General features: G+C 67.8%; 18 protein-coding genes, 1 tRNA gene and 3 rRNA genes. 6 read left to right on the forward strand and 16 right to left on the reverse strand.

Features of this window, described 5'->3' with window-relative positions; all coding sequences use genetic code 11:
• Nucleotides 1–209: 209 nt before the first annotated feature.
• Nucleotides 210–524 (forward strand): type II toxin-antitoxin system MqsR family toxin, encoded by a 315-nt coding sequence (locus ASF28_RS20735; protein ID WP_056097299.1) that lies wholly within the window; start codon nucleotides 210–212, stop codon nucleotides 522–524.
• Nucleotides 517–960, forward strand: coding sequence for a type II toxin-antitoxin system MqsA family antitoxin (locus tag ASF28_RS20740; RefSeq protein WP_056097248.1), 444 nt, complete (start codon nucleotides 517–519; stop codon nucleotides 958–960). The genes ASF28_RS20735 and ASF28_RS20740 overlap by 8 nt, the downstream gene beginning before the upstream one ends.
• A gap of 71 nt (nucleotides 961–1,031) precedes the next feature.
• On the opposite strand, the gene rpmG is transcribed toward ASF28_RS20740, so the two are convergent.
• The 11 genes from rpmG to ASF28_RS20795 all read right to left on the reverse strand — a co-directional run bounded on the left by rpmG (nucleotide 1,032) and on the right by ASF28_RS20795 (nucleotide 14,393).
• The gene (gene rpmG, locus ASF28_RS20745; RefSeq protein ID WP_018044575.1) at nucleotides 1,032–1,199 is read right to left on the reverse strand and encodes a 50S ribosomal protein L33; all 168 of its coding nucleotides are present in this window, start codon (nucleotides 1,197–1,199) and stop codon (nucleotides 1,032–1,034) included.
• Between the two features lie 106 nt (nucleotides 1,200–1,305).
• Nucleotides 1,306–2,478 carry an MFS transporter gene (locus ASF28_RS20750; protein ID WP_056097250.1) on the reverse strand — a complete coding sequence of 391 codons (1,173 nt, stop codon included), beginning with the start codon at nucleotides 2,476–2,478 and terminating at the stop codon, nucleotides 1,306–1,308.
• Between the two features lie 88 nt (nucleotides 2,479–2,566).
• Nucleotides 2,567–3,844: an efflux RND transporter periplasmic adaptor subunit gene (locus ASF28_RS20755; protein WP_056097252.1), complete on the reverse strand. Its 1,278-nt coding sequence runs from the start codon at nucleotides 3,842–3,844 to the stop codon at nucleotides 2,567–2,569.
• Nucleotides 3,841–7,068 carry an efflux RND transporter permease subunit gene (locus ASF28_RS23500; RefSeq protein ID WP_056097254.1) on the reverse strand — a complete coding sequence of 1,076 codons (3,228 nt, stop codon included), beginning with the start codon at nucleotides 7,066–7,068 and terminating at the stop codon, nucleotides 3,841–3,843. The genes ASF28_RS20755 and ASF28_RS23500 overlap by 4 nt, the downstream gene beginning before the upstream one ends.
• Nucleotides 7,069–7,228: 160 nt before the next feature.
• Nucleotides 7,229–8,323, reverse strand: coding sequence for a M48 family metallopeptidase (locus tag ASF28_RS20765; RefSeq protein ID WP_056097256.1), 1,095 nt, complete (start codon nucleotides 8,321–8,323; stop codon nucleotides 7,229–7,231).
• A 31-nt stretch (nucleotides 8,324–8,354) separates the two neighbouring features.
• A complete protein-coding gene (locus tag ASF28_RS20770) occupies nucleotides 8,355–9,644 on the reverse strand; it encodes a DUF898 family protein (RefSeq protein ID WP_056097258.1) in 1,290 nt (429 codons plus the stop codon).
• Nucleotides 9,645–9,874: 230 nt separating this feature from the next.
• Entirely contained in the window at nucleotides 9,875–10,099 is a 225-nt protein-coding gene (locus ASF28_RS20775) for a YbdD/YjiX family protein (protein WP_056097260.1), read from the reverse strand.
• Between the two features lie 5 nt (nucleotides 10,100–10,104).
• Nucleotides 10,105–12,171 carry a carbon starvation CstA family protein gene (locus ASF28_RS20780; RefSeq protein ID WP_056097262.1) on the reverse strand — a complete coding sequence of 689 codons (2,067 nt, stop codon included), beginning with the start codon at nucleotides 12,169–12,171 and terminating at the stop codon, nucleotides 10,105–10,107.
• Nucleotides 12,172–12,331: 160 nt separating this feature from the next.
• Nucleotides 12,332–12,958: a TPM domain-containing protein gene (locus ASF28_RS20785; protein WP_056097264.1), complete on the reverse strand. Its 627-nt coding sequence runs from the start codon at nucleotides 12,956–12,958 to the stop codon at nucleotides 12,332–12,334.
• Nucleotides 12,948–13,757 (reverse strand): TPM domain-containing protein, encoded by an 810-nt coding sequence (locus ASF28_RS20790; protein ID WP_056097265.1) that lies wholly within the window; start codon nucleotides 13,755–13,757, stop codon nucleotides 12,948–12,950. Before ASF28_RS20790 ends, ASF28_RS20785 begins: the two co-directional genes overlap by 11 nt.
• Nucleotides 13,758–13,763: 6 nt before the next feature.
• Nucleotides 13,764–14,393, reverse strand: coding sequence for a LemA family protein (locus ASF28_RS20795; RefSeq protein ID WP_056097267.1), 630 nt, complete (start codon nucleotides 14,391–14,393; stop codon nucleotides 13,764–13,766).
• A 236-nt stretch (nucleotides 14,394–14,629) separates the two neighbouring features.
• Between ASF28_RS20795 and ASF28_RS20800 the strand changes: the two genes are divergently transcribed.
• The 3 genes from ASF28_RS20800 (at nucleotide 14,630) to ASF28_RS20810 (ending at nucleotide 18,767) form a co-directional block, all read left to right on the forward strand.
• Entirely contained in the window at nucleotides 14,630–14,932 is a 303-nt protein-coding gene (locus tag ASF28_RS20800) for a SelT/SelW/SelH family protein (protein ID WP_056097269.1), read from the forward strand.
• Nucleotides 14,929–17,193, forward strand: a complete 2,265-nt coding sequence (locus ASF28_RS20805; protein WP_056097271.1) for a sensor histidine kinase — start codon at nucleotides 14,929–14,931, stop codon at nucleotides 17,191–17,193. The genes ASF28_RS20800 and ASF28_RS20805 overlap by 4 nt, the downstream gene beginning before the upstream one ends.
• 185 nt (nucleotides 17,194–17,378) lie before the next feature.
• Nucleotides 17,379–18,767, forward strand: coding sequence for a methyl-accepting chemotaxis protein (locus tag ASF28_RS20810; protein ID WP_056097273.1), 1,389 nt, complete (start codon nucleotides 17,379–17,381; stop codon nucleotides 18,765–18,767).
• 152 nt (nucleotides 18,768–18,919) lie between these two features.
• Here ASF28_RS20810 and ASF28_RS20815 read toward each other — a convergent pair whose 3' ends face one another.
• Nucleotides 18,920–20,983, reverse strand: a complete 2,064-nt coding sequence (locus ASF28_RS20815) for a M23 family metallopeptidase (protein WP_056097275.1) — start codon at nucleotides 20,981–20,983, stop codon at nucleotides 18,920–18,922.
• Between the two features lie 256 nt (nucleotides 20,984–21,239).
• On the opposite strand from ASF28_RS20815, the gene ASF28_RS23640 reads away from it, so the two are divergent.
• Nucleotides 21,240–21,362 carry a hypothetical protein gene (locus ASF28_RS23640; protein WP_274533147.1) on the forward strand — a complete coding sequence of 41 codons (123 nt, stop codon included), beginning with the start codon at nucleotides 21,240–21,242 and terminating at the stop codon, nucleotides 21,360–21,362.
• Here ASF28_RS23640 and ASF28_RS20825 read toward each other — a convergent pair.
• The 4 genes from ASF28_RS20825 to ASF28_RS20840 all read right to left on the reverse strand — a co-directional run.
• Nucleotides 21,333–21,409: transfer RNA gene (locus ASF28_RS20825), tRNA-Met, on the reverse strand. The genes ASF28_RS23640 and ASF28_RS20825 overlap by 30 nt on opposite strands.
• A 64-nt stretch (nucleotides 21,410–21,473) precedes the next feature.
• Nucleotides 21,474–21,588: ribosomal RNA gene (gene rrf / locus ASF28_RS20830) — 5S ribosomal RNA — on the reverse strand.
• Nucleotides 21,589–21,621: 33 nt separating this feature from the next.
• Nucleotides 21,622–21,740: ribosomal RNA gene (gene rrf, locus ASF28_RS20835) — 5S ribosomal RNA — on the reverse strand.
• 159 nt (nucleotides 21,741–21,899) lie between these two features.
• Nucleotides 21,900–22,003, reverse strand: a 23S ribosomal RNA gene (locus tag ASF28_RS20840); the annotation flags it as partial.

Here is a 22,003-nt window from a genome sequence, read left to right on the forward strand (position 1 = left end):
TCGCCCTCCATGGCCCGAACGGTCGGCGGCTTCAACCGCAGGCCGCCTGGGCGTGACAACCATGCGCCACGTGACCCCAAAACAGCGGAGCCGGCCCTACACGCTTTACGTGTGCTACCGTTGGGCACAAAGCCGGGGCATGTAGACCTGTCGGGTCCGCCCGCTTGAACGCAGACCTTGAAACGACACCATCATGGTGCAAAATGGAGATGTCCGAAAAGCGCAAACCGACCTACGATTTGCACGCCTTCCGGGCTTGGGCGCGATCACCCAAATTCAGCGCGGCCGGGTCCGCCGTGCGAACGGCTGCGGCCCTCGGGGTCGGTTCAACCGACATGGTACGGATCGTTCAAATGCTGGAGCGAAAGCACTTTCAGAAATCCGTGACGTCCCATGCCAATCCGCGGGAGTGGCAGGACGTCTATCATGTCCCGTCATCGATCGGCGTCCTCTACATCAAGTTCCGCGCGGACGTCGTCACCGAGTTTTTGCTGCTGTCATTCAAGGAAAAGAACAATGACTGAAGCACCCGTCTGCCCCGTCTCCGGGCAGGTGATGTTTCGCGACACGCGCCCTTTCACGCTGCACTACAAGGGCAGCGTGCGGACCTTCGACATGCCCGGTTGGTACTGCGACGGCAGCGGCGAGAGCATCTTCACCCGTGCGGATATGAAGATATCGGACCGCGAACTCGCGACCCTGAAAGCCACGGTGGAAAATCTGGCGACGCCGGCCGAGGTGGCTCGGCTGCGCAAGACACTCGGGCTGTCGCAGGCCAAGGCGGGCGAGATCTTCGGCGGAGGCCTTCGGGCATTCCAGAAGTACGAAAGCGGCGAGACTTCCACGAGTCGCGTCATGACGAATCTTCTACGCGTCGTTTCACGCCACCCGGAAGAAGTAGAGCAGATAGCGGCCGAAGCGAGCAAATGCGAGGCCAAGATGCCGTGGAAGATGCCGTGAAAGCGTCCAACAAAAAGGCCGCCTCCCCGTGCGGGGAAGCGGCCCGATGGCCGGTGCGCTGAAGCGGCGGCCTACTTGATCTTGGTTTCCTTGAAGTCGACGTGCTTGCGCACGACGGGGTCGTACTTCTTCATGGAAAGCTTCTCGGTCTGCGTGCGGGAGTTCTTCTTCGTGACGTAGAAGTAGCCCGTGTCGGCGGTCGAGATCAACTTGACTTTAACGGTGACGGCCTTGGCCATGGCGCGGCGCTCCTGTGATGGCGGCATTCCGCATCAGCGAAACGCAAAAGGGCCGGCGGCAGCCGGCTGAATACCGGCGCGTGATTGCCCCATGGATCACGTTTCGTCAAGGCCGGGGATAGCCTTGCAGGCGCCAGGCCACGACGCCCGCATAGGCGAGGAACAGGGCGCACAGGCTGTAGGCGAAGCCCTGGGGCGGCACCAGATCCATGCCGCCGCCGATGATCGGAGGGCCGACCATGAGGCCGACATTGTAGAGCAGCACGAAGGCGGCGTTGGCGCCGGCGAGCTCCGGCCCGCGCACGCTGGCGCCGAGCTGGGCCAGCCCCACGGTGTAGAGGGTGCCGGCCAACCCGCCCCAGACGAACAGCAGGAGGACGAGCGCCGGAAACGAGGCCGAGGCCACGGGAATCAGGATCGAACCGAGCGCGCCGCACAGGGCCGAGGCCAGGAGCACGATGCGCCGGTCGATGCGGTCGGCGAGCCAGCCGACCGGGATCTGGAACAGGACGTTGCCCAGCGCCAGGGCGGAGACGAGGCCGGCCGCCGTCTGCGCGTCGTAGCCCAGCCGCAGGCCGTAGAGAGGCAGGATGGCGAACCCACCGGTCTCCACGGCGCCGTAGACCAGGGCGGCGCCCGTCGCGGCGGGCGCGAGGCGGAGATAGGCGAGGATCGAGCGGCTGCCGCCCTGCCCGATCTCGGGTGACAGGCCGCGCGCGAGCAGCAGGGGCACCATGGCGACGAGGAACAGGCCCGAGCCGGCGAGGTAGGGCGCGTAGCCCTCCGTGCCGAGGAGGGCGAGCAGGGTCGGGCCTACGGCGAACCCGAGGGCCAGCACCGTGGCGTAGATGCCCATCACCAGGCCGCGCCGGGCCGGCGGGGCGGCCTCGCTGATCCAGAACTCGGAGAGGACGAACAGGGCGCCGAGGGTCGCCGAGAACACGAAGCGCAGGGGAAACCACCAGGCGATGTCCTGGAACACCTTGAAGCCCGTGAGCATCAGGGCGCCGAGGCCCAGGGCCAGGATCAGCAGGCGGACCACGCCGATGCGCGCGGCGACCCGCGGCACGTACGGCACCGTCAGGATGCTGGCGAGGCCGGCGACGGCGGTGTTAACGCCGATGAGGGTGCTGGACGCGCCCATCCTGGCCATTTCGAGGGACAGGAGCGGGATCGTGAGGCTGAGGCCGATGCCGACGACGGCGACACAGACGATGGCGGCGGCGATGGACGCGACGCGGGCCCGGTCGTCCGGCGCCGACGGGGTCTGAACGAGCATGGCGGGCAAGGACACGTCCTGAGCGAGCCGCGCGGCGGCTCCGGGCCGGCTTTCTCGCCCCCGCAACGCGCCAGCGCAACCGCCCGTATCAGCGCGCCGCCGCCGTCACCGGCTTGTCGTCGGTCTTGGGGACCTGACGCTCGATCTTCTGGTCGTCGCGAAGGTCCGCCGGCGGGCTGAGCACGATCTGCTCGCCGCCCTCCAGGCCCCGGTCGATCTCCAGGACCGTGCCGAGGTCGCGCTGGATGTGGACATTGCGCCAGCGTGCCTGTCCGTCATCGCCCGCGATGGCGACCTGGGTGCCGCGCTGGTTGAAGACCAAGGCCTCGGCCGGGATCACCGCGATGGATTGGGTGCGCGGCACCCGGAAGGTCACGGAGACGTAGAGGCCGGCGCGCAGGGCCAGATCGGCGTTCGGCACGTCGACCTGGGTCGTGAGGGTGCGCGACGACAGGAGCAGGGCCACGGAGCTGCGCTCGACCTTGCCGGAGAACACCCGGTTGGGCATCTGCGGCACCCGCACCACCGCGTCGAGCCCCTCGCGGATGCCCGACGCCGCGCTTTGCGGCACGTTGACGGAGACACGCAGGACGTCGTCGCGGTCCATGCTGAGCAGCGCCGTGCCGGTGCCGTCGGCGTGGACGAGGTCGCCGACGTCGACGCCGCGGGTGGTGATGACCCCGTCGAAGGGGGCGACGATGTCCTTGAAGCCCGTCAGCGCCTTCAGCCGGTCGACGGTGGCGGTCTGCGCCTTGATGTTGGCCTCGGCCACCTTCACGCCGGCCTGGGCGGAGGCGAGGGTCGCGGCCTGGCTCAGCACGCTCGCCTGGGAATTGTCGGCGTTCTGCTTCGAGGCCCAGCCCTGGCCGGCGAGCGTCGAGGTGCGGGAATTGGTGACGTTGGCGAGATTCACGTTGGCCTTGGCCTGATCGACCATGGAGCGGGCCTGAAGGAGCTGCGCCTCGAGCTGCCCGACCTGGGCCTCGGCCTGGGCCAGTTGCTGATCGAGGTCGGGGGCGGCGATGCGCAGGAGGATATCCCCTTTTCGCACGCGGGACCCGATATCGACCCGGCGCTCGGCGATGTAGCCGGTGGCGCGGGCGTAGAGGGCGGCCCGCGCGAAAGCGTCGGTCTGGCCCGGCAGGGTGAGCTCCATGGGCTTGTCCGCCCGCTCCACGGTCGCCGTGCGCAGGCGCGGCACGTGGGTTTCGATTCTGCGCTGGGTTTCTGCGGCGGCGGCGCGCTGCTGCCACTGGCCGTAGCCGCCCCAGGCCAGGAGCCCGGCGACCCCGAGGCCGACGAGGACGAACGGACCGGCCCGCGGCGGCGGGGGCACGTCGGAGGGGTCGCGGGGGCTGTGCGTCACGCGTAATCCTCCAGGGGCCGAGCCTCGCCCCGACGCAGGAGCGCATAGAGGAACGGCACGAACAGCAGCGTCGAGGGGGTGCCGACGGCGATGCCCCCCATCACGGCACGGGCCAGCGCCGCGTTCTGCTCGCCGCCCTCCCCCGTGCCCAGAGCCATGGGGATGAGGCCGAGGAACATGGCCCCCGCCGTCATCAGCACCGGGCGCAGGCGGGTCTCGCCGGCGAGCAGCGCCGCCTCGGCCGCGCCGCATCCCGTAGCCTCGCGGTGCTCCTTGGCGAAGGTGACGAGCAGGATCGAATTGGCCGATGCGATGCCGACCGACATGATCGCCCCGAACAGCGACGGAATCGAGATCGTCGTGCCGGTGATGAACAGGCTGGCGACGATGCCGCAGAAGGCGAGCGGCAGGGCCGCCAGGACCACGAACGGGTCGCCCCAGCTCTGGAAATTCACCGCCATCAGCAGGTAGACGGCCACCAGCGCGATGGCGAGGCCGACCTGAAGGCGGGTGAAGGCCGATTGCATGTTCTCGATCTGCCCCCGGACGGTGATCTTGTCGGGGGCGGGCAGGCCCTTCTGCTCCTCCGCCACGATGGTGCGGATTTCGCGCGCCACCGAGCCGAGGTCGGAATCCTGCACCGCCGCGTAGATGTTGAAGGTCGGCTGGGTGTTGACGTGGTTGATTACCGTCTGGGCGCCCTCGCGCCGCATGGTGGAGACGCTGGAGAGCAGAGTCAGGACGCCCGGCGCCTCCGGACCGCCCTGGACGAGGAGCGGCGTGTTCTCGAGGGCGTTGAGCGAGTCGTTGCGGAATTCCGGCGTCTGGACCCAGAGCTGGTAGGGGATGCCGGTCTTCGGGTCCGTCCAGAAGTTCGGCGTCACCTGAAACGAGCCGGACAGGGACACGTTCAGGCCCTGGGCGATCTGCTGCTGGGTCAGGCCGAGTTCCGAAGCGAGCTTGCGGTCGACGTCGACGAAGAATTGCGGCGTGCCGACGATCTGATGGAGATGGACGTCCACGGCACCGGAAACCGCCTTGAGGCGGCGGACGATGTTTTGAGCGACCTCCAGATCCTTGGCGGTGTTGCGGCCCGACACCTGGATGTCGATCTGCGCGAGGGTGCCGAAGTTGAGGATCTGGGTGATGATGTCGGAAGGCTGGAAGTAGAACACCACGTCGGGGAAACGCTCGCGCAGGGTCTCGCGCAGGCGCTTGGTGTAGTCCGCCACCGACCCGTGGCCCTCCTTCAGATTGATGAGCATCTGGCCGTCGTTGTAGGCGACGAACGAGCCGTCCGAGAAAGCGAAGTTGTAGTTGTTCGACGGCAGGCCGATATTGTCGAGAATCTGGTCGATCTCGCCCTCGGGGATGACCTCGCGCACCACCCGCGACACATCGGCGAAGACCTGCTCGGCCGTCTCGATGCGCATGCCGGGGCGGGTGCGCAGGTGCAGGGTCATCTGGCTCGACGCCACCTGCGGGAAGTAATCCTGTCCGACGAAGGTGAAGAGGCCGGCCGAGCCCGCCAGTACGGCGCCGACCACGGCCAGCGTCACGATCCGGCGGCGCAGCACCACGTGCAGGAGCCCGACATAGCCGCGGTGGAAGCGGGTGAAGCGGGCCTCGAAGCCGTGCCGGACCCAGCCGGCGAGGCGCAGGACCGGGCGGCCGAGCCAGGCGAGGGCACGGCCGATGCGGCCCCGGCGCGGCGGTTCGACCCCGTCGCCGTGGCGCTCGGCGTATTCGCGCGCCACCAGCACGTCGATGAGCACCGGCACGAGGGTGCGCGACAGGACGTAGGAGGTCAGCATCGCGAAGACGACCGCGAGCGCCTGGGGCGTGAACAGGTATTTCGGCGTATCGGTCAGGGCGAAGACCGACACGAACGCGGCGCAGATCGACAGGGTCGAGATGAGGGCGGGCTTGGCGATGCCGGCGGCCCCCTCGACCACGGACTTGCGGAACGGTTCGCCCTCCTCGAACAGCCGGTAGGTGTTCTCGATGGCCACCGTCGCGTCGTCGACGAGGATGCCGACCGCGAGCGCCAGGCCGCCGAGCGTCATGACGTTGATGGTCTCGCCGAGGGCGGCGAGGATCGCCAGGGAGGTCAGGATCGAGAGCGGGATCGAGACCAGCACCACGATCGTGGAGCGCCACGAGCCGAGGAACAGCAGGATGGTAAGCCCGGTGAGGGCCGCCGCGATCACCGCCTCGTGGATCACGCCCTCGATGGCGGCGGAGACAAAGACCGACTGATCGAACAGCGGCTTGAGGGTCATGCCCTCCGGCGCGGCGGCGCGGATGTCGGGGAGGGCCTTCTTGACGTTGTTGACGACGTCGAGGGTCGAGGCGGTGCCGTTCTTGAAGATCCGCATCAGCACCGAGTGCACGCCGTCAGCGCGCACGATGTTGACCTGCGGCGGACCGCCGTCGCGGACATGGGCGACATCGCGCACGAGGATCGGCTGGCCGCCCACGACCCGGATGGGGATCTGGTTGAGGGCGTCGATGGCGTCCGGCGAGGCGTTGAGCTGTACCGGATATTGCTGCTCGCCGATCTTGGCCAACCCTGAGGGCACCGTGAGGTTCTGGGCGGTGACCGCGTTGGTGACGTCGAGGGCCGTGAGCCCGAGGGCCTGGAGCGCCTGGAGGTCGAGATCGACCATGATCTGGCGCGGCGTGCCGCCGAAGGGCGACGGCAGGGTCGAGCCCGGCACCTGGGTCAGGCGCTGGCGGATGCGGTACTGGGCGTAGTCGTAGACCTTGGTCAGGCTCTCGCGGTCGGAGGCGAGGGAAAGCTGGATCACCGGCACGGACGAGGCCGAGAACCGCAGGACGATGGGCGGCTGAACGCCGGGCGGCATGGTCGCGCGGATGGAGTTCATCGCCGAAACGGTCTGCGCGATGGCGAGATCGATGCTCACGCTGCCGTCGAAGTAGATCTTCTGGATCGCCGTCCCCTGCAGGGTGGTCGATTCCATCCGGGCGATGTTGTTGACGTTGTTGGAGAGCGAGAACTCGGCGTAGGTGGTGATGCGCCGCTCCATCTCGGAGGTGGAGAGGCCGTTATAGGTCCACACCACCACGACCACCGGAATGTCCACGGTGGGCAGCACGTCCTTCGGCGCCACCACCACGGCCGCCGCCCCGCCGAGCATCATCAGCACGGCGAGCACGTAGATCGTGATCCGGAACTTCAGCGCGTATTGAACGAGACCCATGCCGTCTCCGAAACCGTGCGCTCAGGTGGTCGCACAGTTGAGTGCACGACGCAGCCGTGGCGCCGCGCCGCACAGGGTCTCGCAAGACTTTGTTTCTGAATGACGTACGCGATGCTTTCTCACCGCATGGTCGGGCACGTTGGACGTCGGCGGCGCGCGGTTACTGCTGCGACATCCCGTATCTGACCTCGCAGATGCTTTTGAGGGCTTTCCACTCCTCGTCGCTCAGGAGCCCGGCGGACGGCGCCTGTCCCGCGAGGGCGCGGATGGCGTGGGCGCGCTCGTTCACGAAGGGATGGCTGCGGAGAATGCCCAGGGCCGAGGAATCCGCTTCTCCATCGAGGCGCTCGAGGATCGTGGCCAGGGCCGAGGCATCGCCGCCCGCGCGTTGCAGCAATCTCACCGCGTAGGCATCGGCGGCGCTCTCGGCATCGCGGCTGTAACCGGCCGCAAGGGTGGCCTGCCCCAATCCGATCAGGACCGTGGACCCGGACAGGTCGCCGATGACCAGACTGAGGAGGATCGACGTGCCGCTGGCGGCGATCACCGCGCGCATGGGGTCTTGAACGGACACGTGTCCGAATTCGTGGGCCAGCACGGCGGCGAGCTCGTCCGGCGTCCGCGCGGCGTCGATCAGGGCGGACAGGAGGATGACCCGTCGGCCGGGAAGCGCGAAGGCGTTGGCGCTGTCATGCTGCCGGACGGAGATTTGGACCCCCTCCGGCAAGCCGCCGTCCCGGGCGAGCCGCGCGACGAGTCGATCGAGGCTCGCACGTCCGCTGCGATCGTCGCAGGGCGGAGGATAGTCCAGGAGATAGCGGACGTGCCGGTCGACCGCCTCACCCAACTGTGCCTCGATGAAGAACGGCACCAGCGGTGCCAGGCGGGAGGCGAGTGCCGGAATCCCGTAGAGCGCCATCGCAAATGCGACGATCGCCGCGGCGACCGACCAGACGACGAGCCGCAGACCGGCTCCCTTCACCGTCGTGGCGCCGCGACGGAGGCCGGGACACCGGGCCGTCAGCGCGGCGCCGAACGCCGGGTCCTGGATTTCCACCCGGTCTTGTTTGAAGCGCGGGCCGACGCGCAACAGGGGCGCCGATGCATCGTCCGCGACGAGATCCACCGGATTCCAACGGAGGTACAGATCCGGTCCGACGATTTCGAGATGGTCGGACAGATGCAGGGTGACGGGATGTGCCCTGGCCTCGAAGCCATCGAAATAGGCGCCCCTCGCCGTCGGAGGGGCCGTCACGGCGCGCTGCCCGCATTAACGGGCCCGCGCATCAGAGCCCTGCCTCCAAGGCACTCCCGACGCCCATCGCATCGCTCAGCCCCTCGTCCAGGGCGCCGGCCACGCGATGTCTCGATGCCGTAATTCCCTCCAGGACGTCCCCGTTTTCGATCGCGGTCGTTTCGGCGACCGCGCGCCAGAGTCGGACCTGAATGACCCTCACGTAGAGCAGGTTCAGGAGAAAGGCGCCCGCCAGGTAGGCGAGGACGAGAAGCGCCAGGGTGATTGATTGCGTCGGCGTATAGCCGCCCACCTGAGTCAACGCGGGTCGGACCACCGATGTGATCCCCAGGAGAAGACCGACAAAGCCCGCGAAGGCGAGCGCGTACCAGCTGTAGGCTGCATAAATCGTGCGCGCTTTGAGCCTCGACTCCAGACGACACTCACCGAGTCTCACCGCGTTCAGGAACGCTTTCAATTCCTTCGCCCGGTAGAATGGACCGAGCGAGATCGCCAGCAACAAGCAGATCAACACGGTCACCAGAAGAATCGCGGCTGAGAAAACAACGTTGGTTTCGATGTAATCCTCGTTTATCGTCAACTTTCCGGGAGGGCCAGCGAGATCAGGCACGAAGAGATCGCGCGGGATGGTGAAATCCGTTGCGATGAGAAATGCGATCGCCGCCACGATGACGGGGGTTATGGAAAACAGGTGGAAGATCAGCCACGGCTTGACCAGGACCCATCCGTCCATCGCGGAACTCATCCGGCTCGTGCCGACCAACGTATGGTCGATGCGATAGCGCTCGAGGCTCGCGCGCATGAACGGGTAGGCCAAGCCGAAGGTCGCCAGGGACAGCATCGTCCACCCGACCGCCTTGCTCATATAGACGCGCGCCGAGCCGTCCTGGCTCAGGCGTATGCCGCGCCACGACGTACGCGATGTCCGGTAACGACGCCCGCGGTACTTTGCGTATTGGACGAGGGGGTACAGGACGACAACGAGCAGGAGCGTGCTGAAATCCGCGATTTCGGGAAACGAGAGTGCGGCGATCCAGATTGCAAGGTAGATCGGCAGGAAGACCGCCGTCGCGATCAGAAATCCGATGAATAACTCTCTGCCGCGCCCGGTGTACTGCGCAGGACTTCCAGCAATCAGGGTGCGCGACCAGAAGAATCGCCGCAGTTCAGTCATATACCAGAATCGGTACACGCCGAACGTAACCATCGACAGGAGCGCACCACGAACAACGATCCGGTCGAGACCGACAAGGTTGCGATCGAACTGAACGTGTGTTCTGCGCACCGCGAGAGCGTCTTCAGTATCGGTACACGTAGCCATATCAACGTCGTCCGTAGAGCCATCGCGATAGGCTTAAGCTTCGTCGGGCGATCTAGCTATAGTATCGCGTGTACCGATCGAGATTTTTCACGTTTCGGTTGTAAGTTGGCTGACTTTTCAGAGGATCGAAACGAGAGGCGCCGACCTGAAAGGATCAGGCCGGCGCCATCGAACGATGCTCGAAACCATGTCTCGGGCCGGGCCGCCGAGCGGTCACGCCGGCGGTCTCCCTAGCAGCAGCGAAACCCGTTGCGGTTCCCCACCCCGAAGCGGGCGTTCTCGCGATTGCGAAAAAACTCCCGCTCGCTCATGGGCTCCTGGTCCGCATGGGTGCGGCGGATATGGCTGGCATAGGCTTCGTAATCGCCCTGCCCCACCATGAGGCGGGCGCCGTCGCAGACGCATTTCGAGAAGGTCTTGAGGCGGTCCCGCAATTCCATCGACGACAGCGCCATGGTGCCTACTCCGCAGCGACCGCGGCGGGGCCGCCGCTTTCCAGGGCGGTCCAGCGGTCGGCACGATAGGCCTTCACGCAGGCCTTGATGCCGAAGACGCCGATGGCCACGACGAGCCCGACGAACATCACCGCGAGGGCGGCGTCGATCCGGTCGTTGAAGACGATCTTGTGCATGTCGGCCATGTTCTTGGCCGGTGCCAGCACCTTGCCCTCGGCGATCGCCGCCGAGAACCGGTCGGCGTGGGACAGGAAGCCGATCTTCGGGTCGGCCGAGAAGATCTTCTGCCAGCCGGCGGTGAGGGTGCAGATGCACAGCCACACGGTGGGGATGATCGTGACAAAGGCGTAGCGCTCGCGCTTCATCTTGAAGATCACCACCGTGGCGAGCGTCAGGGCGACGGCGGCCAGCATCTGGTTCGAGATGCCGAAGAGCGGCCACAGGGTGTAGATGCCGCCCAGCGGATCGGTGACGCCCTGGTACAGGAAGTAGCCCCAGGCGCCGACGCAGAGGGCGGTCGCCAGGATGCTGGGCGCCCAGGCCGTGGTGTCCTTGAACGTCGGCGAGATCAGCCCGAGGAGATCCTGCAGCATGAAGCGGCCGGCCCGGGTGCCCGCATCCACGGCGGTCAGGATGAACAAAGCCTCGAACAGGATGGCGAAGTGGTACCAGAACGCCATCATCGTCTTGCCGCCGATGGCCGAGGAGATGATGTGGGCCATGCCAACGGCAAGCGTCGGCGCGCCGCCGGCGCGGGAGATGATCGAGTGCTCGCCGACATCGACGGCGGTCTGGGCGATCTGCTCCGCCGTGATCGCGAAGGCCGGATCGAGCTTCGTCACCGCGGCGGCGGCGCTTTCGGGCGTGGTGCCGACGAGGCCGGCCGGCGAGTTCATGGTGAAGTAGATGCCCGGCTCGATGACGCTGGCCGAGACCAGGGCCATCACGGCGACGAAGCTCTCCATGAGCATGCCGCCGTAGCCGATGAAGCGGGCATCCGATTCACGTTCGATGAGCTTCGGCGTGGTGCCCGACGAGATCAGGGCATGGAAGCCCGACACCGCGCCGCACGCGATGGTGATGAACAGGAACGGAAACAGCGTTCCGGCCCAGACCGGCCCGCTGCCGTCGACGAACTTGGTCACCGCCGGCATCTTCATGTGCGGGGCGACGTAGACGATGCCCAGCGCGAGGCCGACGATGGTGCCGATCTTGAGGAAGGTCGAGAGGTAGTCGCGCGGGGCGAGGAGCAGCCAGACCGGCAGGATCGAGGCGACGAAGCCGTAGCCGATGAGCATCCAGGTGAGCTGGGTGCCGGTGAAGGTGAAGAACGGCCCCCAGTACGGATCGGCCGCGACGTTGCCGCCGTAGACGATGGCGAGCATCAGCAGCACGAAGCCGAGAATCGAGACCTCGCCGACCTTGCCGGGGCGGATGTAGCGGGCATAGAGGCCCATCATCATGGCGATCGGGATCGTCGCCGCGACGGTGAAGGTGCCCCACGGGCTTTCGGCCAGGGCTTTCACGACGATCATCGCCAGGACGGCGAGCAGGATCACCATGATCATGAAGGTGCCGAACAGGGCGATGACGCCCGGGATGGTGCCGAGCTCGGCGCGGATCAGCTCACCGAGGGAGCGGCCGTCGCGGCGCATGGAGATGAACAGGATCATGAAGTCCTGCACGGCGCCGGCGAGCACGACGCCCGCGAGAATCCAGAGCAGGCCCGGCAGGTAGCCCATCTGCGCGGCGAGGACGGGGCCGACCAGGGGCCCGGCGCCCGCGATGGCGGCGAAATGGTGCCCGAACAGCACGTTGCGGTTGGTGGGGACGTAATCGAGCCCGTCGTTGTGAACGTGGGCCGGGGTCTGGCGCCGGTCGTCCAGGCGCATGACCTTCGTGGAGATGAAGAGCGAGTAGTAGCGATAGGCGATCAGGTAGGTGCAGACCGCCGCCACGACGATCCAGAGGGCGTTGACCGTTTCGCCCCGGGTGGTGGCTACGATGGCGAGGGCGGCGGCGCCCAACGCTCCAACGAGGGCCCATGGCCCGTGCTTGGTGATCGCACTCATCGACGTCTCGCTCCCGCGACCTGTCCTTGCTGGCAGATCGTCAAGCCCCCTTGTTACGCAATTTGCGAACGAGGGCCAGACGTCTCGCGCAATCGGCGGACATCAATTGCCAAGTGTCACCGTTTGCGAAGTGCCACCCCCTGCGGCCGCGACGGCGGAGTCAGTCGACGACGATCACCCGGTTGGGAAGAAGATCGAGGCCGCCGTCACGGTCGGGCAGTTCGGCGGCGAGGATAGCCCCGACGCGCTCGACGGCGGCGACGAGGCCGGCCTCCATCTCGCCCCGGCGCAGGGCCGCCAGGAGCGCCGCGATGGCCGCCTCCCAGGCGGCGGCCGGGACCCGTGCGGCGACGCCCGCATCGGCCACGATCTCGGCATGCCCCTCGGCACGGGCGAGATAGATCAGGACGCCCGTGCGGTCCGGCGTGCGGGACAGACCGCGCGAGCAGAACTCGCGCCGGGCCGCCTCGTGCGCCCGGGCCCGCCGGATCGCGCGCGGCACCAGACCCATCCGCGCGCGCGGGTGCAGGCCGGCCGCGAGGGCGGCCAGGACGATGCAGGCCTGGGCGAGGGCGATGGAGACGGCGCTCCACGGCGTCAGCAGAATCAGGGGCCAGGGCGCGAGAAGACCGCAGGCCAGGGCGAACAGCAGGGGGGCCGAGCGGTACGTACCCGCACGGGCCGCAACCAGAACGACGATCTCGCCCGACGTCGCCGCTTCCGCGCGGCGGACGGCCTCAACGATCCGCGCACGCGCGTCCCGGTCCAGAATCGGCTCACCAGTCACCCGAAGCTCCTCCGCCGCCCGACGAGCCGCCCCCGCCGGAGAATCCGCCGCCGTCTCCGAAGCCCCCCGAGACCCCGCCGCTCCATCCGCCGGAGGACGGTCCGGGCAGGATCACGAAGCCGCCACCGCGCCGTCCGCGGTTCATCCGGTAGGCGAGGAACAGGATCACCAGGAAGATGACGATGAACACGATCACCTGGCCGGGATCGGCCTCGTCGCGGCGGATCTCCGCCTTGCGGTGCCAAGTCTCGCTTTGCGAGGGCTCCCTTTGCGAGGTCTCCCCTTGCGAAGTCTCGGCGTCGCCCGACAGGATCGACAGCATGGCATCGACGCCGGCGTTGAGGCCGCCGGCATAGTCCCCGGTCTTGAAGCGCGGGGTGATCGCCGTGGTGATGATCACCTTCGACAGGGCATCCGTCAGGGCGCCTTCGAGGCCGTAGCCGACCTCGATGCGAACCTTGCGATCCTTCGGCGCCACCAGCAGCAGGGCGCCGTTGTTCGTCTTCTTCTGCCCGAGCGCCCAGTGCCGGAAGAGGCGGTTGGCATAATCCTCCACCGTGAGGCCCTGGAGGTCCGGCACCGTGGCGACGACGACCTGATCGGTGGTCTTGTCCTCGTAGGCCTTGAGCTTCGACTCGAGGCCGGCACGGTCCTCCGGCTTCAGGATGCCGGCCGCGTCGACGACGCGCCCGGAGAGCGCCGGGAAGGTCGGATCGGCGGCGAGGACGAGCCCCGCCTGCAGCACGAGCACGAGCCCGAGCAGGACGGCGCGAAATCCCCGGCCCATGTTCGCCGGCATGGACGCCTAGAACTTCACGTTCGGCGGACGCTCGGCATTCGGCGTCGCCGTGAAGGTCTCCATCGGCTTGGCCTCAGGATAGAACCACGCGGCGATCCAGCGGCCCGGAATGGTGCGAACCTCGGTGTTGTAGGCCTGGACCGCGCCGATGTAGTCGCGGCGCGCCACGGCGATCCGGTTCTCGGTGCCCTCGAGCTGCGACTGGAGGGCGAGGAAGTTCTGGTTCGACTTGAGGTCCGGATAGCGCTCCACGGTCACGAGCAGGCGCCCGAGGGCCCCCGAGAGCTGGTTCTGCGCGTCCTGGAACTCCTTGAACTTCTGCGGGTCGCTCACCGTCGAGGCATCGACCTTGACGCTGGAGGCCTTGGCGCGCGCCTCGGTGACGCCGACGAGGACGTCCTTCTCCTGCTGGGCGTAGCCCTTCACCGTCTCGACGAGGTTCGGGATCAGGTCGGCCCGGCGCTGATACTGGTTCTGCACCTCGCTCCACGAGGACTTGGCGCTCTCCTCCAGGGTCGGCACGCGGTTGATGGCGCCGCATCCCGTGAGGGTTGTGGCGAGCGCCAGGGCGACGAACGCCGCGCGGACCCGGCCGAAGACGGTCGGACCGGCAGGGATGGCGACGCCTGGATGCATGGACGGGACTCCTGAGGGCAACGAAGGATCGGAACGGTCTCGACCGTCCCCTGCGACAGATAGGTACGGCCGCCGGCACGGAGAAGGTTTTGCGCGCAGGAAAGGCACGGCCGAATCTCCACGGGTAGACTTCGGTGACGACGGCAACGCCGGCGCGACTCCGCGCTCGCGATGACCGCGGCGTCGAAGGGTCCCGTGGTTGACAAGGCGGGGGGGTTCGGTGCGCTGTGCCGGTCATGGACGGAACACCACACGCCCCGGCCGGAAAACCGCGGGTTTCCATCACCTACTGCACGCAGTGCCAATGGCTCCTGCGCGCGGCCTGGATGGCCCAGGAGCTGCTCTCCACGTTCCGGGACGACCTCGGCGAGGTCGCGCTGGTTCCCGGAACCGGCGGCGTGTTCGTCATCGCGTGCGAGGGCGACATCCTGTGGGACCGGACCCGCGACGGTGGGTTTCCCGACGTGAAGGCCCTCAAGCAGCGGGTGCGCGACCGGATCAGCCCGGCGCGCGACCTCGGGCACCTCGACCGCCCATGAGTGCGTCCGGTCCGCAGGACGGCGGCGCGGAGACGGCCGGAAAGACGCCGCTCGGGCCGTTCCGGCGGCGGTCGCGGCGCCTCGGCCGTTTCCTCCCGGCCCTGTGGCGCGGGGATGTCTCGACGCAGGTCTACCTCGTCGCCCTGGTCGTCGCCCTGATCGGGCCGGGGCTGCTGTTCACCGCGATCCTGCTCGTGCGCTACGCCGGCACCGAGCGGGCGCGATTCGAGCAGGATGCGCGGGAGAACGTCCGCGGCATCGCCCTCTCGGTGGACCGGGATACGGCGGGCCTCGTCTCCGTGCTCCAGACCCTGGCGACCTCGCCGCGCCTGAAGGATGCCGAGTTCGCGAATTTCGACACCCAGGCCCGCCTCGTGCGCGACGCCGTCGGCCTCGACCTTCTCCTGCGGCGTCCCGACGGACAGCAGCTCGTCAATACGGCGGTGCCGCCCGGCGCGCCGCTGCCGCGGGGCAGCCTGCCGTTCGACCGCGAGATCGCGGCAGGCACCCAGCGCGCCATGGTGTCGGGCCTGCTGCACGGGGCGAGCCCGAACGCGGCGACCTACGCCATCGCCGTGCCGGTGTCCGTCGAGGGCGACATCGCCTACATCCTCAGTTTCAGCGCGCCGGTGACCCGCCTGCAGGCCCTCGTCGCCCGGGAGAGCATCGCCGGCTGGATGACGGGCATCTCGGACCGGGACGGCGTCGTGATGGCCCGCATCCCCGATTCGGCCGCCATCGTCGGACGTCCGCGCCTGGGGACCCTGCGCCAGAAGCAGACGGACACCGCGGGGGTCTGGGAGGGCAAGGATCGCCAGATGCGGCCCGTCACGGTGGTCGAGGCCCGGGCCCGGCTGACCGGATGGACGGTGGGCGCGGTCATCCCGCAATCCCTCGTGGATGCGCGGCTGCACGGCTGGATCTGGGCGTTCTGCGGCTTCGGCCTCCTCGTGCTGGCCACCTCGTCGATCCTGGCCCTGAGCCTGTGGTCGCGGGTGGCGCGACCCCTCCGGCGCCTCGCCGCAACGGGGCACGCCCTGGAGCGCGGCGAGGCGATCCCGCGCATCAGTTCGCCGGTCAACGAGATCCGCCGCCTCGGCGAGGTCCTGGCCGACGCCTCCATCCGCCTGCGGACCCGCAGCGCCGAGCGCGACCGGGCCCTCGCCGAGACCGAGCGCGGCCTCAGTGCCCTGCGCGAGAGCGAGGCGCGGTTCCGCCACATGGCCGATTCGGCCCCGGCCCTGATCTGGATGACCGACGAGACGGCCGAGATCAGTTTCACCAACATGCATTTCGAGCACCTGTTCGGCGAGGCGGCCCGGACCCTGGCGGGGGATGGCTGGCACAGGATCGTCCATCCCGACGATCTTCCGGCTTTCTCGACCCTGTTCCGCGAGGCGTTCGAGGCCCGTGAGCCGTTCCGCGGCGAGGTCCGCGTCGTCGACCGGACCGGCCGGGTCCGCTGGCTGCGCTGCGAGGGCGTACCGCGCCAGGACGATACCGGAGCGTTCCTCGGCTACACCGGCTGCAACGTCGACATCACCGACGCCAAGCGCGCCGAGGAGCACCTGCTCCTCCTCATCCACGAACTCAACCACCGCGTGAAGAACACCCTCGCCACCGTGCAGTCCATCGCCGGCCAGTCCCTGCGCCGCCTCGAAGGCGACGAGGCCGCCTCCGCCCGTGCGGCGTTCGAGGCGCGGCTGCTCGCCCTGGCGCGGGTCCACGACGTCCTCACCCGCGAGAGCTGGGAGGGGGCCGAACTCGGGACCGTCGTGGCCGACGCCATCGCGCCCCTCGACGGGGATGACGGCCACGCCTCGCGCTTCCGGGTCAGCGGCCCGGCCCTGCGCCTGCCGCCGCGCTTCGCCCTCTCCATCGCCATGGCGCTGCACGAACTCGGCACCAATGCGGTGAAGTACGGCGCCCTCTCCCGCGAGGGCGGACGCGTCGCCATCACCTGGTCGGTGGTACGGGATCCGGACGTCCGGCTCATCCTGCGCTGGAGCGAGAGCGGCGGGCCGGCCGTCGTCCCGCCGACCCGGACGGGGTTCGGCTCACGCCTGATCGAGCGCAGCCTCGCCCGCGATCTGGCCGGCGACGTGCAACTCCTGTTCGAGGAAAGCGGCGTGGTCTGCGTCATCGCGGCCCCGGTGCCGCCCCCGACCCTCCTGGAGCGCCGGGCCGGCCTGACGGATCTTCCGCTGCCGGGTCGGCACGAAGCCGGGACAGGGCAGCGCCCGGATGCGTCGCGCCCATAAGCATGCGCTCTACCGCAGCGCGTCATTCTGTCTTCGTAAGAATATTGCGCGGCACCCAACACAACTTCTGGGTACAAAACGCGATGCCCGGAAACGGGCAAAGTCGGTACAAAGGTTTGACGCGCATTAAGTGAGTCTTAATCGGACGAACATATCAGTGACGCCTCGCCAACAGGACGTCCTCGATGCTCGGTCTTCCCCTGACACGGTTCGCGAAGAATCGCCGCGTTGCCGAAGTGACGCCGGAAGCCACGCCCGTCGCCGAAGACGTCCGTCTGATCCACGCCGTCGAACGCCTGATGGCGACCCATGACCTCGACGCCGTCGATCTGCCCGACGGCCCCCTGAAGACCGCCCTCGTCGGTCTCCAAGGTGAGTCCGACCGCGCGACGCTCCGGGCCCTGGGCAGCACCGCCCGGGTGGCGCGGGAAGCCTCGGAAGCCGCGACCAACACCGGATGGATGACTTACGACGTCGGCGAGGTCGCCCGCGCGACCCAGACCATCGCGGGCGCCACGGAGGAGATGGCCGCCTCCATCGCCGAGGTCGCGCAGACCTCCGACACCGTGGTGAAGGTCGCCGAGGACGCCTTATCCGCCATGCAGAGCTGCATCACCGACGGCAGCCAGGCCCGCGGCGCCATGCAGGAGATCGAGGGACGCACGGTCCAGATCGCCGACCGCGTGGTGGTGCTCGAGCGCGCCATTGCGCAGATCGAGGTGATGGCCACCGCCATCGCGGCGATCTCGAGCCAGACCAATCTCCTGGCGCTGAACGCGACCATCGAGGCGGCGCGGGCGGGCGAGGCCGGGCGCGGCTTCTCCGTCGTCGCCGCGGAGGTGAAATCCCTGTCCGCCCAGACCGCGAAATCCACGGGGGAGATCCGCTCCCTCCTCAACACCCTGACCGTCGAGATGGGGTCCATCGCCCAGGCGGTGAGCGAGAGCCGCAGCGCCGTGTCCGCCGGCCGGACCATCGTCGACGGCCTCGAGACCCGGGTCTCGCAGGCCAACGACCGCATCGGCGAGGCGAGCGAACTCAACCGGGCCATCGCGCACATGCTCGGCCAGCAGCGCCAGGCGACGGCGGAGATCTCCACCAGCGTCCAGAACATCGCCGGCAAGGCCTCGAAAACCCACGAGGAGATCGAGCAGATCACCAAGCGCCTGGTCAAGGCCGAAGCCCTCGGGCAGAAGGCCCTCGATACGGGCGCGCGCGGTCTGCCCACCTACGCCCTGGTGCGCCTGCCGGCCGATATCGGCGCCTGGAAACGCAAGCTCGCCCGCGTCCTCGTCGGCTTGGCCGAGCCGGATCGCAGCCTCGCCAGACTGCCCTGGAACGACGGGCTCAGCCTCGCCGGTCTCCTGCGCGTCGGCCCCCTCGCCACCCATCCCGCCCTGCCGCAGCTTCTCACGGCAGAAGCCAAGGTGCTGGAGGAAGCCGATCGGATGATCACGGCCCTGGTGGGACAGAACTGGGATGTGGGGACACCGGCCTATCGCGGCGCCACGGACGCCATGAAGACGATGCTCGACACCGCCCGGATCATGCTCGGCGAGGCCGCCTCCGCCTGATCAGGACGAGTGACGCGGCGGATCAATGCCTGCGGCCGTGCTCGGTCATACGATTTTCGACACGATCGCTTCGCGATAGCGGAGAGCCGTCATCCTCGGATGCCATTCGCACCCGCCGATTCCGTCTTCGCCTTGGTTGCGCGGAGGCGGGCTCAGCGGAAGGTCTCGCGCTGCGCCATCGCCGTGGCGGACCGCGATTTCTGCATCACGCCATCGATCTGCTCGCGCTGCCGGGTGAACTCCGCTAGCATCCGGCCGTCGAGCTCGCGGCCGCGCGGAACCCGGATCTTCATCGGGTCGACGAAGTGGCCGTTGATGACCACTTCGTAATGGAGATGGGCCCCCGTCGAGAGGCCGGTGGAGCCGACGTAGCCGATCACCTGCCCCTGCCGGACCTTGGCTCCGGCCGTCATCCCGCGGGCAAAACGCGACATGTGGTTATAGGTCGTGACGTAGCCGTTGATGTGCTGGATTTCGATGCGGCGGCCGTATCCGGAATCCCAATCCGCCTTGATCAGGGTGCCGTTGCCCGCCGCGACGATGGGCGTACCGATGGGATTGGACCAGTCGACGCCCGTATGGAGCTTGGCGTAGCCGAGGACGGGGTGGCGCCGGTAGCCGAAGCCGGACCGCATGATGCCGTCGGCGATGGGCTTGCGGATGAGGAACTTCTTGAGGGAACGGCCCTGCTCGTCGAGGTAGTCGATGGTCCCGTCGTCGGGGGATTGAAACCGGTAGACCTTGCGTGATTCCCCGCCGAGGTTCAGCGCGGCGTAGAGCAGGTCCGGCCTCTCGGAGGCCGTCTGCCCCGCATCCTCGTCGAAGGTGTAGAAGACGTCGAGGGCGTCGCCGGATGAGATCCGACGCTGGAAATCGACGTCGTAGCCGAAGATCCGCACGAGATCCTCGACGGTGGTCCGCGGCAGTTCATGCCGGGCCGCAGTTTCCTGTAGGCTCTGATACAGCCGGGGGCCGGAGCCGCCCTCCTCTTCCTCGTCCTCGCCCGACGCGTCGACCTTGCCCAAGACCTTCGGCGAGGGTGCCCCCTCCGTCGGGGGCGCCACGGAGACGAAGGCGCCCCGATCGTTGATGGCCGCGATGGCCTCGATGCCGCCCTCGCCGTAGAGGATGAGCCGCGTCACCTGCCGCGGGTCGCCGGGCTTGGGGCCGGGCGCGATCTGGAGGCGGAATTGCTGGCCTTCGGCGAGTTCGCCGATCCGCCCGCGCCCGCCAAGGGCCGCGACGATCCCGCGGATCTGCTCCTCGCTGGCCTGGCCGGTCCCGCGCAGCACGGTCTCGAGGCCCTCGCCGCGCTTGAGGGCGAGGTCGCGCTCGTCGACGAGGGGGGCGTCGCCGGCGCGCAGGCCGACCTTGGCGAGCCGGGTCACGTTCTCGGGCACCACGAGAACGTCGATGGACTGGAACGGGCTGGGACCACCGACGGGCTGGGCCGGTTCGAAATCCGACGAGGCTCCGCCATGCTGCAGGGTGCGCGACAGCATGATCTGTGGTGCCACCGGCACGGCGCTGCGTCGTCCGGCTTCCGCCGTGAGCCGGCGTTCCTCCTCGATCTGCGCGGCGACATCGTCGTCGGTCAGGGCAGCCGCGCCGGGCTCGACGGCCAGGCCGACGAGATCCTGCTTCACGACGGAGACTTCGCCACCCGGGCCCTCGGAGATGCCGGGGTCCGGTGCGCGCTCCAACGGCTCGTCCGAGGCGAACTTCATCGGATCGAAGCGCGGCATCTCGGCGGCGAACACCCCCGTGGTCATGGACAGGGCGGTGGAAATGCGGACGAAGGGCCGGACCTTGATGATCTCGCGGTCGGCGAGGCGGACGGTGACGGGTGCGCGGAAACTCTGCTTCGCCGAGGCGATCATGAGGTTTCGCACGAGGCGGTCCCCCTTGCGCGCCAGGGCGATGTCGTCGTCGCTCGGCGCGGAACGGACGACGACAGCCGCCCGCTCGGGGATCGCCGCAAAGGAGATGTCGCTCTGGAACGACACATGGATCGCCGCCCCGATGAGACCGGCTCCGGTCAGGCCCGTCAGGGTACTGGCGCAGAGCCAGCGCAGGTTGACCTCACGGCGATCGATGCGCGGCGCGTCGGGTCCGAGGAGGTCGAGGGGCGGTTCGATCCCGTTGTGGAAGCGCGGCGTGGGACGCCCGTCCTGAGTCTGGGCCGGATGGCCGATCTTGAGGCGACCGCGCTTCACGAAACAACCCTTGTGAACGTGCCCCTGGCACCGCCGGCGAACGGAACGGAAAAGCCCCCTGCCGGGTCTAGGATGTCGAAGGTCAGCGTGTCGAGAGTGAGGCGACGGCGTTCCCCCGACGGAGCGCGGCTTGATGTGAAGCAAACGGCAGAAAGCCCCCGACCGTTGAGGATCGGGGGCTTTTGGGTCTGTTTGGTGTTTGGTTGCGGGGACAGGATTTGAACCTGTGACCTTCAGGTTATGAGCCTGACGAGCTATGGTCGACACCCTCTACGACGCCCACGTGAAGCTCGTGGCCAAAAAGCCCCCGACCGTTGAGGATCGGGGGCTTTTGGGTCTGTTTGGTGTTTGGTTGCGGGGACAGGATTTGAACCTGTGACCTTCAGGTTATGAGCCTGACGAGCTACCGGGCTGCTCCACCCCGCGCCAGGGTGTTTTGCCTTTGGGGCAAGTTCGGATCGTTGTGAGGGAAGGGTGATGTGCTGTGCAGGTCTGGCGGCGACCGACTCTCCCGTGTCTTGAGACACAGTACCATGGGCGCTGGTGCGTTTAACGGCCGAGTTCGAGATGGGATCGGGTTCTGGGCACACCGCTCAAACACCAGACCGGCGCAGCACATCGTTCGGCAAGTCGCAGCGAAGCGGAGATCCCCGCCGACTCTCCCGTGTCTTGAGACACAGTACCATGGGCGCTGGTGCGTTTAACGGCCGAGTTCGAGATGGGATCGGGTTCTGGGCACACCGCTCAAACCACCAGACCGGCGCAGCACATCGTTGTTCGGCAAGCATTTGGTTGGTCTTTGGTTTCGTTCTTCTGACCGTCCGCTGATCGGAGCCGCTTTGCAACGGCTGCCGATCAGCTTGGCTCCGCCAGCCTTGCGGCTGCCGGACCAAGTCACGGACACGGATCATGAGAGCGATCAAGTTCAATCGAGCGATTAGTACTGGTAAGCTCAACGCGTCACCGCGCTTGCACACCCAGCCTATCAACGTGGTGGTCTTCCACGGCTCTCAAGGGAGT

This window comes from Methylobacterium sp. Leaf99 (genome assembly GCF_001422375.1).
Classification (GTDB): Bacteria; Pseudomonadota; Alphaproteobacteria; order Rhizobiales; family Beijerinckiaceae; genus Methylobacterium.